15 protein-coding genes and 1 tRNA gene are annotated in these 16,942 nt (G+C 68.8%); 13 read left to right on the top strand and 3 right to left on the bottom strand.

Going from position 1 to position 16,942, the window contains the following annotated elements:
* Positions 1–31 precede the first annotated feature (31 nt).
* From OQF71_RS04380 to deoC, 9 genes are all read left to right on the top strand, one after another.
* Positions 32–625, top strand: coding sequence for a class I SAM-dependent methyltransferase (locus OQF71_RS04380; protein WP_280586045.1), 594 nt, complete (start codon positions 32–34; stop codon positions 623–625).
* A gap of 52 nt (positions 626–677) precedes the next feature.
* Positions 678–1,001: a BolA family transcriptional regulator gene (locus OQF71_RS04375; RefSeq protein WP_280586044.1), complete on the top strand. Its 324-nt coding sequence runs from the start codon at positions 678–680 to the stop codon at positions 999–1,001.
* Between the two features lie 9 nt (positions 1,002–1,010).
* A complete protein-coding gene (locus OQF71_RS04370; protein WP_280586043.1) occupies positions 1,011–1,424 on the top strand; it encodes an EamA family transporter in 414 nt (137 codons plus the stop codon).
* Between the two features lie 132 nt (positions 1,425–1,556).
* Positions 1,557–2,966: a class II fumarate hydratase gene (locus tag OQF71_RS04365; RefSeq protein WP_280586042.1), complete on the top strand. Its 1,410-nt coding sequence runs from the start codon at positions 1,557–1,559 to the stop codon at positions 2,964–2,966.
* 289 nt (positions 2,967–3,255) lie between these two features.
* Positions 3,256–4,401, top strand: a complete 1,146-nt coding sequence (sucC, locus tag OQF71_RS04360) for an ADP-forming succinate--CoA ligase subunit beta (protein WP_280586041.1) — start codon at positions 3,256–3,258, stop codon at positions 4,399–4,401.
* Positions 4,398–5,267 carry a succinate--CoA ligase subunit alpha gene (sucD, locus tag OQF71_RS04355; protein ID WP_280586040.1) on the top strand — a complete coding sequence of 290 codons (870 nt, stop codon included), beginning with the start codon at positions 4,398–4,400 and terminating at the stop codon, positions 5,265–5,267. The genes sucC and sucD overlap by 4 nt, the downstream gene beginning before the upstream one ends.
* 100 nt (positions 5,268–5,367) lie before the next feature.
* Positions 5,368–7,899 carry a GAF domain-containing protein gene (locus OQF71_RS04350; protein ID WP_280586039.1) on the top strand — a complete coding sequence of 844 codons (2,532 nt, stop codon included), beginning with the start codon at positions 5,368–5,370 and terminating at the stop codon, positions 7,897–7,899.
* 212 nt (positions 7,900–8,111) lie between these two features.
* Positions 8,112–8,429: an ArsR family transcriptional regulator gene (locus OQF71_RS04345; protein ID WP_280586038.1), complete on the top strand. Its 318-nt coding sequence runs from the start codon at positions 8,112–8,114 to the stop codon at positions 8,427–8,429.
* A 156-nt stretch (positions 8,430–8,585) separates the two neighbouring features.
* On the top strand, positions 8,586–9,257 hold the full coding sequence (deoC, locus tag OQF71_RS04340; RefSeq protein ID WP_280586037.1) for a deoxyribose-phosphate aldolase: 672 nt from the start codon (positions 8,586–8,588) through the stop codon (positions 9,255–9,257).
* A gap of 79 nt (positions 9,258–9,336) precedes the next feature.
* On the opposite strand, the gene OQF71_RS04335 is transcribed toward deoC, so the two are convergent.
* Positions 9,337–10,560: a CBS domain-containing protein gene (locus OQF71_RS04335; protein WP_280586036.1), complete on the bottom strand. Its 1,224-nt coding sequence runs from the start codon at positions 10,558–10,560 to the stop codon at positions 9,337–9,339.
* A gap of 218 nt (positions 10,561–10,778) precedes the next feature.
* On the opposite strand from OQF71_RS04335, the gene OQF71_RS04330 reads away from it, so the two are divergent.
* The 3 genes from OQF71_RS04330 to OQF71_RS04320 all read left to right on the top strand — a co-directional run bounded on the left by OQF71_RS04330 (position 10,779) and on the right by OQF71_RS04320 (position 12,867).
* Positions 10,779–11,186, top strand: coding sequence for a DUF2267 domain-containing protein (locus OQF71_RS04330; RefSeq protein WP_280586035.1), 408 nt, complete (start codon positions 10,779–10,781; stop codon positions 11,184–11,186).
* A gap of 79 nt (positions 11,187–11,265) precedes the next feature.
* Positions 11,266–11,349, top strand: a tRNA-Ser gene (locus tag OQF71_RS04325).
* Positions 11,350–11,529: 180 nt separating this feature from the next.
* Positions 11,530–12,867, top strand: a complete 1,338-nt coding sequence (locus tag OQF71_RS04320; RefSeq protein WP_280586034.1) for a tRNA (N(6)-L-threonylcarbamoyladenosine(37)-C(2))-methylthiotransferase — start codon at positions 11,530–11,532, stop codon at positions 12,865–12,867.
* 118 nt (positions 12,868–12,985) lie between these two features.
* Here the strand turns inward: OQF71_RS04320 and OQF71_RS04315 are convergent, their stop codons facing one another.
* Together OQF71_RS04315 and OQF71_RS04310 are read right to left on the bottom strand one after the other, a co-directional pair.
* On the bottom strand, positions 12,986–14,074 hold the full coding sequence (locus OQF71_RS04315) for a HAMP domain-containing sensor histidine kinase (protein WP_280586033.1): 1,089 nt from the start codon (positions 14,072–14,074) through the stop codon (positions 12,986–12,988).
* 59 nt (positions 14,075–14,133) lie between these two features.
* Positions 14,134–16,179: a long-chain fatty acid--CoA ligase gene (locus OQF71_RS04310; protein WP_280586032.1), complete on the bottom strand. Its 2,046-nt coding sequence runs from the start codon at positions 16,177–16,179 to the stop codon at positions 14,134–14,136.
* Between the two features lie 112 nt (positions 16,180–16,291).
* Here OQF71_RS04310 and OQF71_RS04305 point away from each other — a divergent pair, with 112 nt between their 5' ends.
* Positions 16,292–16,873: a hypothetical protein gene (locus OQF71_RS04305; protein WP_280586031.1), complete on the top strand. Its 582-nt coding sequence runs from the start codon at positions 16,292–16,294 to the stop codon at positions 16,871–16,873.
* Positions 16,874–16,942 lie beyond the last annotated feature (69 nt).

The raw sequence follows: 16,942 nt of genomic DNA, 5'->3' as shown, positions 1-16,942 counted from the left end.
CGGTAAACCCGGTCGATCGCAACTGACCCGTATGGACCGTTTCCGGAACACGGGACAGCCGGACTGGGACTGGTGGGGGCGGCTCTGGCCGACGCCGGGCGACACCCTCCGACGACTCGGCGTGGCGCCGGGCGACCGCGTCGCCGAGATCGGCTGCGGCAACGGCTACTTCGCTCTACCGGCCGCGCGAATCGCCGATCCGGCGTCGGTGTACGCCGTCGATCTCGACGAGTCGCTGCTCGCGGAGCTGGAGGGCCTCGCGGAGGCCCACGGGATCGACAACGTCGTACCGGTCCGCGGCGACGCCCGGGACCTCGCCGGCCTCCTCCCCGAGCCGGTCGACGCGGCGCTGCTCGCGAACGCTTTTCACGGGATCAACGACCGAGCGGCGTTCGTCGAGGGTGTCGCCGCCGCGCTCGCCGTCGACGGCCGGTTCGTCGTCGTGAACTGGCACGACAGACCGCGCGAGGAGACGGCGATCGCCGGCGAGCCCCGCGGCCCGCCGACCGAACTGCGGGTGGGACCGGCTGAGACGCGGCGCGCGGTCGAGGACGCGAGCGACCTGCGGCTCGTCCGCGAGGTCGACCTCCCGCCGTTCCACTACGGGCTCGTCTTCGAGCGCTGAGCGGACGGCGACCATGCAATCGCTTTTTGCCGAGGCGGACCCGAGACGGGGTATGACCATCGAGCCGGCCGAAATCGAGGACCTCATCGAGGCGGAGATCCCGGACGCCGTCGCCCGGGTGACGAACCCGCGGATCCACGACGACGAGGACGAGGACGCGCACTTCGCGGCGTGGGTCGTCTCGCCCGCCTTCGACGGGGAGTCGCTCGTGGACCAGCACCAGCGCGTGTACGACGCCGTCGGCGACCACATGACCCAGTCGGTGCACGCCTTGGAGATCAAGACGTACACTCCCGAGGAGTACGCGGAACACGGCGACGGAAGCCTCGCGCCGGCGCTCCGCGAGGCCGGGCTGTTCCCGATTGAGGGGGAGTGAGGGGGGGCCGTGAACCACGTCGTCGGGCTCGCGCTGATCGGCGCGGTCGCGTGGGGGTTCTGGGCGGTGTTCGCCGACATCGCGACGCGGTCGATGGCGCCGGAGGCGGCGATGATCGTCTCGTACGCCGTCGGGATCGGCGTCGCCGGGCTGTACCTCTTCCACCGAGGGACGAGCGTCCTCGGGAACGACCCGACCGCGATCGGGGTCGCGGCGCTCGCGGGCGTCGCGTCCGGGATCGGCGCGGTCGCGTACTACGCCGCGCTCCAGGTCGGGGCGGCGGGGGTCGCGACGACGATCACGGCGCTGTACTTCGTCGTCGCCGCGGGGCTCGGCGTCGCGGTGTTGGGCGAACCGCTGGCCGTCAGCGACGTCGCCGGCATCGCCGCAGCGGTCGTCGCCGTGGCGCTCATCGCGTACTGACCGGCGGCCGCGACGCGCCGGTCTGCGACCGGAACGCGGTCTCCGACCCCGTCCGCGCTCGCGAGCGCGGTCGTTCCGGCGGGGTGGCCCGCATCCAATAGCTTTTACCGGGTCTCGCGGGAACGCGCACGCATGGGCAATGACTACCGCACGGAGGAGGACAGCCTCGGCGAGATGCAGGTGCCGGCGGAGGCGTACTGGGGCGCACAGACCCAGCGCGCCGTCGAGAACTTCCCGATCTCGGGAATTCCGATGAGCCGGCGGTTCATCCGCGCGCTCGGCGTCGTGAAGAAGGCGGCCGCGCAGGCGAACCGCGACCTGGGGCTCGTCGACGAGGACACCGCATCGGCGATCGTCGCCGCCGCCGACGAGGTGATCGCCGGCGAGCACGACGACCAGTTCCCGGTCGACGTGTTCCAGACGGGTTCGGGCACCTCCTCGAACATGAACGCCAACGAGGTGATCGCCAACCGCGCAGCCGAGATCGCCGGCGCCGAGATCGGCGACCGCGTCGTCCACCCGAACGACCACGTCAACTACGGGCAGTCGAGCAACGACGTGATCCCGACCGCGATGCACATCGCCGCGCTCGAAGCGGTCGAGAAGGACCTCGTGCCCGCCCTCGAAACGCTTCACGCCGAGTTAGAGGCGAAGGAGACCGAGTTCGACGGCGTCGTCAAGACCGGCCGCACCCACCTGCAGGACGCGACCCCGATCCGGCTCGGCCAGGAGTTCGGCGGCTACCGGACGCAGGCCGCAAAGGGGATCGAGCGCGCCGAGCGCGCGCAGTCGAGCCTCCGGGAGCTCGCCCTGGGCGGCACCGCGGTCGGCACCGGGCTCAACACCCACCCCGACTTCCCGGAGCTCGCCGCGGAGTACATCTCCGACGAGACGAACACGACGTTCCGCGAGGCCGACAACCACTTCGAGGCGCAGGCGGCCCACGACGCGATGGCCGAGGCGCACGGCGCGCTCCGGACGATCGCCGGCAGCATGAACAAGATGGCCAACGACCTGCGGCTGCTCGCCTCCGGCCCGCGCAACGGCCTCGGCGAGATCGAACAGCCGGAGAACCAGCCCGGCTCCTCGATCATGCCCGGCAAGATCAACCCGGTCGTCGCCGAGACCGTCAATCAGGTCCACAAGCAGGTCGTCGGGAACGACGCCGCGGTCTCGGCCGGCGCCGCCCGCGGCGAGATCGACCTGAACCTGTATAAACCGGTGATCGCGCACAACTTCCTCGAATCCGCCGAGCTGCTCTCGAACGCCGCCGAGACGTTCGGCGAGCGCTTCGTCGCGAAGCTGGAAGCCAACGAGGAGCACTGCGAGACCCGCGTCGAGCAGTCGATGGCGCTCGCGACCGCGCTGAACCCCGCGATCGGCTACGACAAGGCGAGCAAGGTCGCGAAGACGGCGCTCAAAGAGGACAAAAGCGTCCGCGAGGCCGCCGTCGAGGCCGGCTACCTCACCGAGGCGGAGGCCGACGAGGTGCTCGACCCCGAGGCGATGACTCACCGCGTCATCCTCGGCGACGACGACTGAACGACGGGACTCCGGAGTGCGCTCCCCGGTCATCTACCGCTGAACCGCCGTCACCGATTTATAAGCGAGCGACTGGGGCTTTTGGAGTGGTTCACCGTCGGACGGCCGTCACCGATTTATAAGTAATCTCCCGAAGCGCCGACCGAATACGCCGTCCGATCACCGGACAAGACCCGATCGCCGAACGCGCTCCGAGCCTCGCAACCGTCGTTTCCCTCTCGACCCCCGTACCCACCGCTCGCGCCGAATCGGAACCATTTAAGCCGCTATCGGTCCCCCATCGAAACGGATGAAACTACACGAACATCAAGCGAAGACCATCTTCGCGGACGCCGGGATCCCGGTCCCGGACTCCCGGCTCGCGACGACCGTCGAGGAGGCGCTCGACGCCGTTGACGAGATCGGCTACCCGGCCGCGATCAAGGCGCAGGTCCACGTGGGCGGCCGCGGCAAGGCCGGCGGGATCAAGATCGCGACCGACCGCGACGAGGCCGAACAGTACGCCGAGGAGATCCTCGGAATGGACCTCAAGGGCTACACCGTCGGCTCGGTCCTCGTCGAGGAGGGCGTCGACTTCGCCGACGAGCTGTACGTCGGCGTCACGATGGACCGCGGCGAGGGACGGCCGGTCCTGATGGTGTCGACGGAGGGCGGCGTGAACATCGAGGAGGTCGCCGAGGAGAACCCCGACGCGATCGCGCGAGAGCACGTCGACCCCGCGTTCGGGCTCCACCCGTATCAGGCCCGCAAAGTCGTGTACGAGGCCGGCGTCGACGCCGACGTGGCGCTCGACGTGGCGTCGATCCTCTCGACGCTGTACGACCTCTACGAGGCGAACGACGCCGCCGAGATCGAGGTCAACCCCGTCATGATCACGAGCGACCGCGACGTGATCGCCGCGGACGCCGTGATGAACATCGACGAGGACGCGTTGTTCCGTCAGCCGGACCTCGCCGAGATGGCCGAGGAGTCCTACGAGGACGACCTCGAACGGAAGGCGGGCGAGTACGGCTTCGACTACGTCCGCCTCTCGGGCAACGTCGGCATCATCGGCAACGGCGCCGGGCTCGTGATGACGACGCTCGACTTGGTCGACTACTACGGCGGCAAGCCCGCCAACTTCCTCGATATCGGCGGCGGCGCGAAGGCCGAGCGCGTCACGAAGGCGCTCGACATGGTCTTCTCCGACCCCAACGTCGACAGCGTCGTGTTCAACATCTTCGGCGGGATCACTCGCGGCGACGAGGTCGCCAAGGGGATCAACGAGGCGCTCGCGGAGTTCGACGAGATCCCCAAGCCGGTCGTCGTCCGGCTCGCCGGGACCAACGCCGAGGAGGGGATGGAGATCCTGAGCACCGACCTGATCGAGGTCGAGGAGACGCTGGAGGACGCGGTCCAGCGCGCGGTGAAGAACGCGGAAGAGGTGACCCAATGAGCATTTTCGTCGACGACGACACCAGGGTGGTAGTCCAGGGGATCACCGGCGGGGAAGGGAAGTTCCACGCCGGCCAGATGATCGAGTACGGCACGAACGTCGTCGCCGGCGCGGTGCCCGGCAAGGGCGGCCAAGAGGTCGCCGGCGTCCCCGTCTACGACACCGTGGACGAGGCCGTCGAGGCCGAGGACGCCGACGCCTCCGTTGTGTTCGTCCCGCCGGCGTTCGCCGGCGACGCGATCTTCGAGGCGCTCGACACCGACCTCGACCTGGCCGTCGCGATCACCGAGGGAATCCCGACCCAGGACATGGCGAAGGTGAACAAGCGCCTGAGCGAGACCGACACGCGCCTGCTCGGTCCGAACTGCCCCGGGATCATCACGCCCGGCGAGGCGAAGCTCGGCATCCTGCCCGGCAACATCTTCGCCGACGGCAACGTTGGGCTCGTCTCCCGGTCCGGCACGCTCACCTACCAGGTCGTCGATAACCTCACCGAGCGCGGGATCGGTCAGACGACCGCCATCGGTATCGGCGGCGACCCGATCATCGGGACCTCCTTCATCGACGCCCTCGAGGCGTTCGAGGCCGACACCGAGACCGACGCGGTCGTGATGTGCGGCGAGATCGGCGGCGAGGACGAGGAGCAGGCCGCGCGGTTCATCGGCGAGCACATGGACACGCCGGTCGCCGGGTTCATCGCCGGGCGTACGGCGCCGCCGGGCAAGCGCATGGGCCACGCGGGCGCCATCGTCTCCGGCTCCGGCACGGGCACCGCCCAGTCGAAGATCGACGCGCTCAACGACGCGGGCGTCCCCGTCGGCGACACCCCCGAGGAGGTCGCCGACCACGTCGAGGACTTCCTGTAGGCGGCGACGGGGCGGATCGATCCGCGATCTTCGCCGCACCGCTTCTCAGTATTGACCATCGGAGCGTAAGCTAAATTTACCGGCGTGACGACGGGAACGTATGAACCGCGCTCCGGAGGACGCCGGCGAGGGACCGGCTGTCGACGCCTTCCGTGGATCCGAGGCGGCCGGCGACGGTCCGCGACAGGTGCTCTTCGTCGACGACGAGCCCGGCGCCGCCGACCTCGCGGCGACCCACGTCGAGCGGCTGGTCGAGGGGGTCGAAACGACGACGTACACCTCCCCCGACGACGCGCTCGCGGCGGTCGAGACGGACCGCGTCGACTGCGTCGTCAGCGACTTCGATATGCCCGGCAGCGACGGGCTCGAACTGCTCACCGCGGTCCGCGCGGTCGCCCCCGAGATCCCGTTCGTGCTGTTCACGGGGAAAGGCTCCGAAGAGATCGCCAGCGAGGCGATCTCCGCCGGCGTGACGGACTACCTCCAGAAGGGCGCGGGTCGGGACCGGTACGAGATGCTCGCGAACAGCGTCGCGAACGCGCTGGAGCGGCAACGGGCCGAGCGGGACCTCCGGGAGGTGAACGCGAAGGTGACCGCGCTCCACGAGTTCGCGACGGACGTCGCAGCCTGCGATCGCGTCGACGACGTGCTCGAGCGGACCGTCGCCGCCGCGGAGGGCATCCTGGAGTTCGACCGGTGCGTCGCTGTCCGCCGCCGGGAGGACGTGCTCGTCCCCGCGGTGCTCTCAGAGAGCGTCGCGGAAGACGAGGTCCGCGTGTTCGAGGTCGGCGAAGGAGTCGTCGGCACCACGGCCGCCGAGGAGCGGACGATCGTCGTCGACAACGTCAGCGTCGACTCCGCGGACCCGGACCAGTTGGAGGACTCGGAGAACTGCGACTACCTGAAGGTCGTCCGCCTCGATGACGCCGACCGAACCGGGGACAGCGACCGCGCCGACGGGTGCGTGGTCGCCGATCCGATCGCCGACGACATCCGTTCGGCCATCAGCGTTCCGATCGGGTCGTACGGCGTGTTACAGGCCGTCTCAGACGGATACGCCGCGTTCGACGACCGCGACGTCGAGTTCGCGGAGCTGCTGGCCGCCCACGCCGCGGACGCGATCGAACAGATCGAGACGGAAAACACGCTACGGGCCGAGCGCGACCGGCTGACGGCGCTGTTCGACGACCTCCCGCTGCCGACCGCTCGGACGGTCGTTCTCGGCGACGGCGAGCGGCGCCTCGACGCCACGAACGAGGCGTTCGAGCGGACGTTCGGCTACTCGGCTGCCGACCACGACTACCACGAGATCCGCGACGCGATCATCCCGGAGGGGGCCGACCAACACGACCCGGAACCGGTCCTCGAAGTGGAGAACGTGCCGCGCCTCGAAGTGCGCCGCCGTACGACCGACGGGCTCCGGGACTTCATCCTGCACGTGGTCCCCGTGCGACGCCCGGAGGAAACGGTCGTCTACAGCGTCTACGCCGATATCGGCGAGCAGAAGCGGGTCGAGCGGACCCTCCGGAACCTCCACGAGACGACCCGCGAGATGTTCCGCGGTGAGAGCCGAGAGGAGATCGCCGCGCTCGCGACACGCGCGGCCATCGACATTCTCGGGTACCCCAGCAGCGGCGTTCGGCTGTACGACCCCGACGCCGGGGTGCTGTTGCCGACCGCGATCAGCGAGGAGGCGACGGCCGCGCTCGGCGAGCGCCCGGCGTTCGGTCCCGGTGACGGCCGCGTTTGGGAGGCGTTCGAAACCGGCGAGCCGATCCGCGTCAACGACCTCGACGCGGTCGACACCGCGGTCGGCTACGGCGGCCACCGGAGCCTGCTCGTCGTCCCGCTCGGCGACCACGGCGTGATGCCGCTGGGCTCCCGCGAGCCGGGCTTCTTCGACGACACGTCGACCCAGCTGGCGCTGGTGCTCGCCGCCAACGTCACCGTCGCGCTCGACGGGGCCGAGCGCACGGCGCAGCTTCGGAACCGCGACGCCGCGCTCCAGCGCGAGATCGACCGACTGGAGCGGTTCGCCGGGCTCGTCTCGCACGATCTCCGGAACCCGCTCAACGTCGCGGCCGGACGCCTCGAACTCGTTCGGGGGCTCGTCGACGATCCGGACGCGCTCGCCGAACTCGACCGGATCGACGACGCCCACGACCGAATGTGCCAGCTCATCGAAGACCTCCTCGTGCTGGCACGGCAGGGCCAGACCGTCGACGAGCCGGAGCCGGTCGATCTCGGCGAGGCGGCGACGCAGGCGTGGCGCACCGTCGAAACCGCCGACGCGACGCTTGACGTCCCCGATCGGCCGATCACGGTCGACGCCGATCCGGAGCGGCTCCGCACGCTGTTTGAGAACTTGTTCACAAATAGCGTCGAGCACGGGCCGGCCGACGCCGACCCCGGCGTCACCGTCGGCGCGCTGTCGGACGGGTTCTACGTCGCGGACGACGGCAACGGGTTCGACATCGACCCCGTGAAGGCGACCGAGTACGGCACCTCGGGCGACCCGCACGGCACCGGCTTCGGGCTCGCGATCGTCCGCGAGATCGCGACCGCACACGGGTGGACGCTCTCGATCGACGACGCCGACGGAGCGCGGTTCGAGTTCCGAACGGGCGAGTGAAGACGCGTCCCGCCGGCGACTGAGACGGTTCTGTGCCGGCGACTGAGACGGTTCTGTACCGGCGACTGAGGCGGTTCTGCGCCGGCGACCCGCTCTGCCTTCCGGTCGTCGCGGCGGCGATACCGACACCGTATATAAATTACTGGGGAGCTGTGTGGGCCGAGCGCACACCCGGGCCACGGTTATTGACGACTCGCCCGTAATGGTTTAGTATGGACGACAGTGCCCGCGACCTGCTCTCGCCGCTCCCGCCGAGCGCCAAACTGGTCTACTACGTTCTCGACGAGGAGGGCCGGTTCGACCAGACCGGGCTCGCCGAGGAGACCCGCCTTTCGACCCGGACCGTCCGGTTCGCGATCGAGAAGCTCACCGAGGTCGGGCTCGTCGAGGAGGGGCTGTGCCCCCGCGACGCCCGTCGGTCGGTGTACGCGCCGGTCCCCGAGTCGGAGCGCTCGGCGGAATCCGACCCGGAGGTCGCCTCGGACCCCGACGCCGAAGCGCCCACCGCGGCCGCGGTCGCCGAGGACTGACGGCGGGAGCGCCCCGGCTCTCACCACGGCGTAGTCGGTCGGTTCCGGTGAACCGGGCCGATGCGATCGCCGGTCTCGAAACGACACGTCCGGGGACGACGCGCCGGGACGCCTCGGCGGCGGACGTATTTACCGCTTCGTGCAGTAGCGTGAGGCATGTCCCTGGAGCGCACCCTCCGAGACGATCCGGAACGAATCGCGTCGATCATCGATCACACCAACGTCGACCCGACCGCGACCGAAGCAGCGATCCGAACCCTCTGTGAGGAGGTTCTCGACTACGGGTTCCGTTCGGCCGTCGTCGTTCCGTACCACGCGGCGCTCGCGAGCGAACTGCTCGCCGGCGACGCGAACGTCGTCGCGGTGATCGGGTTCCCGTACGGAATACAGAACTCGACGGCCAAACGAGACGAGGTCGGAGCGCTTCTCGAGCACGTCGACGAGTTCGACATGGTCATGAACAGAACGGCGTTCGCGAACGGCGATCACGAGTCCGTCGTCGACGACGTCGAGGCGGTCAAAGACGCGGTCGGCGAGAAGACGCTGAAGTGCATCATCGAATCCCCCGCCCTGACGTCACCGGAGATACGGCGGGCCGCCGAACTCGTCGAAGCGGGCGGCGCGGACTTCGTCAAGACGGCCGTCGGGTACGACGGGCCGACGGATACCGAGGAGGTAGCGGCGATCCGAGAAGCGGTCAGTTCGGACACCGAGATCAAGGCGTCGGGCGGGATCTCTACCTTCGACGAGGCGCTCGAAATGGTGACCGCGGGGGCGACCCGGATCGGCGCCTCCTCGGGGGTGGCGATCTGCGAAACGACGCGGTAGCACACCGGTTCCGGTTCGCACCCCCGTCGGCGGATTCGGTCGCGACGGGGGCCCCGCGCTCAGAGCGGCGCCGGGCCGATCACTCCTCGCCTTCGAGTATCCAGCCGAAGCGCTTCTCCCAGAACTCCTCGTTTCGGGGCTTCTTGCTCCGTCCGTGCGTCTTTCTATCGCGGATCTGGCGCTCGAGAACGTCCCGTGCCTCGTTGAGCGCGTGGCTCGCTCCGTACCCCTCCCCCGAAGCGATGTACAGGCCCCGGTTCGTGTAGAGCCGGACCCGGGCGAGCAACAGGGGAGTGCCCCGGAGCCTCTCGTCGTGTTCGTGGAGGTGCACCTTCGCGTCGAGGATGTCCATCCCGTGGTCCCTGTCGTCGAACTTCTCGATCATCTCCACGATCTCGTCGTACTCCACGTCGTCGAGGAGGTCCGAATTGTACACTTGGACGGCGCGAGTCTCGTCGGTCTCCCACGTCAGCGAGTCGAGAATATCCGTTTTCGTGACGATCCCCGCCAACTCACCGTCCCGCTCGACGACCAGCGACGATCCGCCCATCTCGAACAGCTCCTCCACGGCGGCTTCGAGCGTCCGGTCGGGCGAGATCGTTCGCACCGGCGAAACCATGACGTCTCGAACCGGGAGATCGATGACTCGCGCCAGTTCCCCTTCTCGGGCCCCGAAGCCGCCCCGGCGCGTGCGCCCGTCGCCGACGGCCGCGCCGTCGGTGTCCGCCTGCGGATCGCCCGCGTCTCCGCCCTGACTCCGGGCCGAATCCCGCACCGTCAGATCCATCAGGTCGTAGAGGCTCAGGATGCCGACCGCCGCGTCGTCCTCGACGACCGGGATGTGCGTAATCCGGTTCTCGCGGAAGACGTTGAGCGCCTCACCGACGCTCGACTCCGGTTCGATGGCGATGACGTCGGTCGAATACGCCTCGCCGACCGTGGCGGCGTCGAGAAACGGCTTGACACCCTCCAGCACGTCGTCGGCGGTGACCACCCCGATCAACTCGTCGTCCTCGAACACGGGGAGCAAGCGCGAGCCCCCGTCGATCATGAGCCGAGCAACCCGCCGGATGTCTTCGTCGGGCGTGACGCGGGGGACGTTCCAGACCACCGAGTCGAGCCGTTCGTCCGGCGGATGATGTGAGCTCGCGAGCTGCCGCCTCGTGACGACGCCCTCGAACTCCGTTCCGTGCACGACGACCCCGGCAACGGCCGGGTCGTCGAACGTCCCGACGAGCTTCGAGACCGGCGTGTCGGGAGACAGCTTCACGTACTCGCTTGAAACGATGTCTGTGATCTCCATGGGTTGGGTGTTTCGCGTTGTCGGAAGGGGCTGTTCGACCGCCGACGCCGCCCTCTCTACGGTTCGATAACTGTCATTCGGTCACAAGTACCTGCTGCCCGTTCTCGGCACCCGGCAAACCGCGGTTCACCGGCGGTCCCGGGCGCGTCGGCGTGTCCGTTTCCACGCGGTGAGAACAATCAGTGCTGTTGACATGCGTTCGGGAAGTACGCTCGCCTATGAACTTCGACGAATTCACCGGTCACGTCCAGCACCGGATCGAGACGCCCGGGACGGGCGAGACGGTACGGGCGATACGGGCGACGCTCATGACGCTCGGCCAGCGGATCCCCGAGGGGAACGCGGAGGACCTCGCCGCGTCGCTGCCGATCGAGATCAAGTGGTACCTGACCGGCGCGGTCCACGAGCACGGTCAGCGCTTCGACTGGCAGGAGTTCGTCGATCGGGTGAGCGATATCGAGCGAGCGGACCCGGCCGACGCGGCCTATCACGCCCGGGTCGTCATGGATGTCGTCCGGTCGCAGGTCCCCGAATCGGACTTCCATCAGCTCCGAGACCTGCTTCCCGAAAGCGAAGACACCGAAGACTGGGGGAGCCTCTTCGAGCTCGTCGACGCCGAGAACTGAGGCGAGTCTCCCGGCGCGTCGACCGGCGAGGCCCCCAGTGCGCTTTCGCGCTCCGTTCTCCGATCGGGAGAGGTCGGCTGGTGGGATGACGGAGTGGACGATCGTGCCTGCCTGGAAAGCAGGTGGCCGAAAGGCCTCGTGGGTTCGAATCCCACTCCCACCGTACGCCCGCGGCGCACTCCGCGCCGCGGGCGTCTCGTGCGGGGATTCGAAGCCTACGAGTCGCAGCGCCCGAGCGGGGCGAGGGGGACCGTCTCGAATCGGTTCGAATCCCGCCGCCTTCGACGCAGTCGACCCCGATCCGCCGTCCTTTTGGCCGCGCGTCAGCTACCGTACACACTCGATGGCGACGTATCACATCGAAACCTACGGCTGTAGTTCGAACCGGGGTGAGAGCCGGGAGATAGAGCGCGCGCTCCGCGACGGCGGTCATCGCCCGGTGGATAAACCCGAGGACGCCGATGTCGCCATTCTCAACACCTGCACGGTCGTCGAGAAGACGGAACGGAACATGCTCCGGCGCGCCGAGGAGCTCCAGGAGACGACGGCAGATCTCGTCGTCACCGGCTGCATGGCGCTCGCGCAGGGCGACGCGTTCCGCGATGCCGGCATCGACGCCGAGATCCTCCACTGGGACGAGGTACCGACGTACGCGCTCAACGGCGAGTGCCCGACGACCACGCCCGACGCCGAGCCGGTCCTCGACGGCGTGGTCGGCCTCCTGCCCATCGCGCGCGGCTGCATGAGCAACTGCTCGTACTGCATCACGAAGTTCGCGACGGGTCGGGTCGACTCCCCCTCCGTCGAGGAGAACGTCGAGAAGGCCCGCGCGCTGGTCCACGCCGGCGCGAAGGAGATCCGCGTCACGGGGCAGGACACCGGCGTCTACGGCTGGGATAACGGCGACCGCAAGCTCCCGGAGCTGCTCGACCGCATCTGCGACATCGACGGCGAGTTCCGGGTCCGGCTCGGCATGGCGAACCCCGGCGGCATCCACGGCATCCACGAGGAGTTGGCCGAGGTGTTCGCCGCGAACGAGGAGCTGTACGACTTCATCCACGCGCCGGTCCAGTCCGGCTCCGACGACGTGCTCGAAGACATGCGCCGGCAGCACCGCGTCGAGAAGTTCCGGGAGGTCGTGGAGACGTTCGACGACCGGCTCGACCACTGGACGCTCTCGACCGACTTCATCGTCGGCTTCCCGACCGAGAGCGAGGCCGACCACGAGCGGTCGATGGATCTCCTCGACGAGGTCCGCCCGGAGAAGATCAACGTCACCCGGTTCTCGAAGCGCCCCGGTACCGACGCCGCAGAGATGAAGGGGCTCGGCGGGACCCTCAAGAAGGAGCGCTCGAAGGCGATGTCGGAGCTGAAGATGGCGGTCGTCGGCGAGGCGTACGAGTCGATGGTCGGCGAGACCTTCGAGGTGCTCGTCGTCGAGGAGGGAACCGGCGACTCCGTGAAGTGCCGCGACTCCGCGTACCGGCAGATCATCGTCCAGAACGCCGCCGAACGCGGCGTCGACGTGGGCGACTTCCTAGCGGTCGAAGTGACCGGCCACAACACCGTGTACGCGTTCGGCGAGCCGACGGCGGCGGACGCGGCGACCGATCGCGATTCGGTCGACGGCGATCCCGTCGAACGCGACGACCCTCCGGAATCGACGGCCTCCTCGGTGTAGCGACTCCGGCGGTGCCGAGGCGAACCGTCCGCACCGAGCGGCGCCGGCGACACGTGCGCCCGACGCACCCGGAATCATCGGGCCCGTGGGGTTCCGAACCGCCTGTCTCCGAGCCGCCTTATCCCGCGTCGTCCGACGCACCGCCCGGGTTATCCGATTCGCGGTGGCCGGGGAGTCGGATCCGGACGACGGTCCCCTGCGGATCGTTGTCGGCGAACTCGACTGTTCCGCCCGACCGCGTCACGGCCCAGTACATCAGCCACAGACCGAGGCCTTCGGTGTGTTCGAGCGGCGTCTCCTCGGCGTTTCGAAGCGCCCGTCGTTCTACCTGTGGGATCCCCCGTCCGGTGTCCGCGATGACGACGCTCGTTGCGTCGTCCTCGTGCCGTCGCACACGCACCGTAATCGTCACGTCGTCGTCGTTGTGTTCGACCGCGTTCCGAAGCGCCTCCTCGATCGCGACCGGGAGCGCCGGATGCGTCTGAACGACGCAGTCGTCCGGGGTCTCCGTCCGGATCGTGACCCCGGGCGTCTCCGCGGTCAACTGGGTTACCCGGTCTTCGACGACGGTGACGAGATCGAACGCTTGGAGCGCCTCAGTCCGCCAGATCGACGCGATTCGGCGCGTTCGATCGCTCGTTTCGACGAGCTCGGCCAAGTGGGTTCGAACGATCTCCGCCCGCTCCGAGACCTCCGCCCTGTCGTCCGTCTCTCCGATCCCTTCGAGGTAACCGATCGCGACCGAGAGCTCGTTTCGGATGTTGTGCCGCAACACGCGGTCGTTGATCGAAAGGAGCGTCGCGAGCTCCTGTGCCTCGGTGAGCTGTTCGTCGGCTTTCACCGCGTACAGACTCGCCCGCGATCCGACCGCCGCCCCGAGGCTGGCGGCGAACGTCAGCAGGAAGGAGAGCTTGAACGCGTGGTGTCCGAGCAGCCAGATGAACCAGACGATTGCGGCGAGCGCGGTGAACGTGAGGGCGGCCATCGCGCTGATTCGCACCGCCCGCCACCGTCCGGACCGGGAGATACCCCACCGGGAGAGGTCGCGCGCGGTGTAAAAGGCAACTCCCGAGAGCGAGAGGATCAGCGCGAACTCGAGCAGCGTCCCTATTCCCCAGTGACCGAACGCTAGGTGTCCCACGCCGAGACCGGCGCAGATCCCTCCCAGAGCGGCGAAGCCGTACTGAGGGGGGATCCGGTACCACATCGACGGATCTACTCTGCCGCGACGTATATCCGTTTCAGTTTCGACGGGTTCTGAGCCCGTCACGCACCGTCGTAGATCAGTTTGACCTCGTCGGCGAAGCGGTCGAGGATGTTCCGTCGCTTCTTTTTCATCGTCGGCGTGAGAAGGTCGTTCTCTTCGGTGAACTCCTCGGCCACGAGCCTGAACCGCTTGATACGCTCGTACGACTCGAACTCCTCGTTCACGTGGTCGACCTCCTCTTGGATCCGTTCACGGACCCGGTCGTCTCCACAGACCCCGCTCCGGTCGTCGGGGAGGTCGATCCCCCGCGCCTCCGCCCACGCCGCAAGCCGCTCGAAGTTCGGGACGATCAGCGCGGAAACGAACTTCTGCGAGTCGCCGAGCACGACGCACTGCTCGACGAACTCGTTCGCAGCGAACCGGTCTTCGATCGGTCCCGGAGCGACGTTCTTTCCGGTCGAGAGCACGAGCAGCTGCTTCGCGCGCTCGCGGAACGCGACGTACCCGTCCGGCCGGAGCTGCACGATGTCGCCCGTGCGGAACCACGGCGCGTCCGGGTCGCCGTCGCGCTCTTCCGGCGGCGTGCCGGCGAGGGTGCTGTCCTCGGGGAGCCGGTCGGGCTCGGTGAACGCCTCCGCGGTCGCCTCCGGCCGGTTCCAGTAGCCGTCGGTCACCTGCGGGCCGCGCACGAGCAGTTCGCCCGCGTCGCCCGCGAGGTCGGCGACCTCCTCGCCGACGACGGTGCCGTCGATCGCGATCTCGGTGTCGACGACCGGCGGACCGATGGTGCCGACCTTCGGCGCCTCCGGGGGGTTGACGCTGATGACGGGCGAGGTCTCCGTGAGCCCGTACCCCTCCAAGATGGGGAGGTCCATCGCGTGATACAGCGCGCACAGCTCGGCCGACAGCGACCCGCCGCCCGAGATGAAGAAGTCGACGTTACCGCCGATCGCCTCCCGGACCGACGAGAACACCAGTCGGTCGGCGGCCGCGCGCTTCGCGTCGAGCAGGGGGCCCGGGTTGTCGGCCTCGTGGTGGGCGCGCCCGACGCCGACCGCCCACTCGAAGATCCGCTCTTTCACCGGCGACTCGCTCGCCTGTTCGCGGATCGCGTCGTACAGCTTCTCGTAGACGCGCGGGACGCTGGTGGTCGTCGTCGGCCGCACCAGTCCGAAGTCCTCGCGGAGGGTGTCGGGGCTCTCGGCGTACCCGACCGTCGCGCCCGCCGCGAACATCATGTAGTGGCCCGCCATGCGCTCGAAGACGTGCGCGAGCGGGAGGAAGGAGAGCGTCGTCGACTCGGCCGAGATCCCCGGCACGTCGGGGTCGCGGTCCGGCCGGTCAGCGAACCGGCGGTAACACTGCGAGACGTTCTCCCGGAAGTTCGCATGCGTGAGCCGGACGCCCTTCGGCTTCCCGGTCGTTCCCGAGGTGTAGATGAGACTGGCGAGGTCGTCCACGTCGACCGCGTCGATCCACCCTTCGTAGGCGTCCGCGTCGAAGGCGTCGGCTCCGAGGCCGTGGAGCTCGCCGAGCGTGTACACGTCGTCGGCGCCGAGGGTCTCGCTATCGAACTGCAGTTCCTCGACGTCCACGTCGTCGAACGAGACGACCGCGTCGAGATCGTGCGAGAGGTCGTCGGCGACGGCGATCACCTCGTCGAGGAGGTCGCGGTCCTCGACGACGACGACGGTCGCGCCGGGGTCCTCCAGTAGGTACCGGACCTGACTCGGCGACGAGGAGGCGTAGACTGTCGTCACGACCGCGCCCGCGGCCAGCGCCGCGAAGTCGGTCTGGGCCCACTCCATCCGCGTCTCAGCGTAGATGGCGACCCGGGTGTCGCCGTCGACGCCGATCTCGCGGAATCCGGCGGCGAGGCGCCGGACGACGTCGCGCATCTCGGCGTAGGTCACGCCGGCGTACTCGCCGTCGGGCGCGGCCGGGAGGGCGCCCTCGGTGACCATCGATCGGTCGTAGATACCGCCTTTGTACCGCTGGGCGGTCCGGTCGGCGTTCCGCTCGCTGGACCGCTCGAAGGTGCGCGGGAGCGCCTCCCGGGCGGTGATGTCGTCCGCGAACTCCCGTTCCGCCTCCTGCCAGTGCATACCCCCTCCGACCCGCCCAAACAGCATAAACGATCGGGTAGTTTCGAGTTCATTCGGCGCGCGAAGCGGCTCAGTGGAGCACTTTATGACCCATTGACACGTACGGCGGCGCATGGCGACCGAAAGCGAACGGGAGTCGTGGTACGACTCGCGCATCGGGCGGGTCCTCTACTGGGGACTGATCGTCGCGACGCTGGTCGCCGTCGTCCTCTCGTCGACGACGGTCCTCGGCACTACCCCCGCGATCCCGCCGGGAGTGTACCTGTTCGGCTTCCTCGGGGCCACCGTCTACGCGTTCACGAGCTTCGCGAAGCGGTTCGACGAGAGCGGCCGGTACCGCCTGAAGGTGTTCAGCCGGACGGTCGCCGCGCTCCCGCTCGCGGCCGGGGTCTACCTGCTCGCGTTCGCGTTTACCGGGTTCGACGGCGGCGCCGGTGCGGCCGACGGGGCGCAGGGGGTCTCGGGGGACCGCGCCGTCGCCGGGCTGGTGTTCCTCGCGGGCCTGTACGTCAGCACGGCGCTCCAGGCTCTCGGCGGGATCGCTGACCGACTCCTCGGCGGCGGCGGCGCCGACCTCGAAGCGGGCGGGACTCCGGGACCGAACGGCGGCGACAGATCCGAGGGTGACTCCGGCGCCACCGACGACCGGGAAACCGGCGCCGGAGCGGGGGACGACGAGTCGAGCGTCGGGTGACGCCGCCGACGCTTCGCCGACGGATCGACCGCGAGCCGAGGGTTTAATTACGGGAGGGGGCGAGGGGCC

It is taken from the genome of Halorubrum sp. Boch-26 (assembly GCF_029889805.1).
Taxonomy (GTDB): domain Archaea; phylum Halobacteriota; class Halobacteria; order Halobacteriales; family Haloferacaceae; genus Halorubrum.
Note: the sequence above shows the minus strand (reverse complement) of the source record. Positions and strands in the feature narration are given on the sequence as shown.